This is a genomic window from Kluyvera sp. EC_51, from assembly GCF_019584505.1.
GTDB lineage: Bacteria > Pseudomonadota > Gammaproteobacteria > Enterobacterales > Enterobacteriaceae > Kluyvera > Kluyvera sichuanensis.
In genome coordinates, this window is the sequence record NZ_VDAG01000003.1 from 7,417 (window position 1) to 7,873 (window position 457).

At 49.5% G+C, this 457-nt stretch carries 1 protein-coding gene and 1 pseudogene; both read left to right on the top strand.

All coding sequences use genetic code 11. From position 1 onward, the window contains the following. Positions 1-115 precede the first annotated feature (115 nt). The gene (locus tag FHC49_RS24280; RefSeq protein WP_255581027.1) at positions 116-349 is read left to right on the top strand and encodes a recombinase family protein; all 234 of its coding nucleotides are present in this window, start codon (positions 116-118) and stop codon (positions 347-349) included. Further along, positions 345-457 (top strand): annotated as a pseudogene (locus FHC49_RS01455) (IS6 family transposase); the annotation flags it as partial. The gene FHC49_RS24280 and the pseudogene FHC49_RS01455, both read left to right, overlap by 5 nt.

Consider the following 457-nt stretch of genomic DNA (forward strand, 5'->3'; position numbering starts at 1 on the left):
GCATTTTATTATGGTGATCCCCTGGGCGAAATGCGCCTGGTAAGCAGAGTTTTTGAAATGTAAGGCCTTTGAATAAGACAAAAGGCTGCCTCATCGCTAACTTTGCAACAGTGCCATGGCGTTCGATCTTTCGTCGCCGTATGGACGAATGCTGGCGACGTTTCTTTCCGGCATTGCGGAGTTTGAGCGGGATCTCATCAGCGAGCGGGTCAAGTCAGGCCTTGCTGTTGTTTTTTTACGCACTGCGGTTAATGATTTCATGGATAGCGTCCACCATATTTGGTGTCCACTATCCTCTCAGGAATATCAGGATCTGCCAGACGGTGCTGAGACGACGCTTACGATTTAAATCCATGAAGACGGCTTACGCCACCATCAAAGGTATTGAGGTGATGCGTGCACTACGCAAAGGCCAGGCCTCAGCATTTTATTATGGTGATCCCCTGGGCGAAATGCG

What these genes read in the sequence shown, in the direction of transcription:
- FHC49_RS24280 (WP_255581027.1), top strand. Translation starts at nt 116, where the DNA reads ATGGCGTTCGATCTTTCGTCGCCGTATGGACGAATGCTGGCGACGTTT.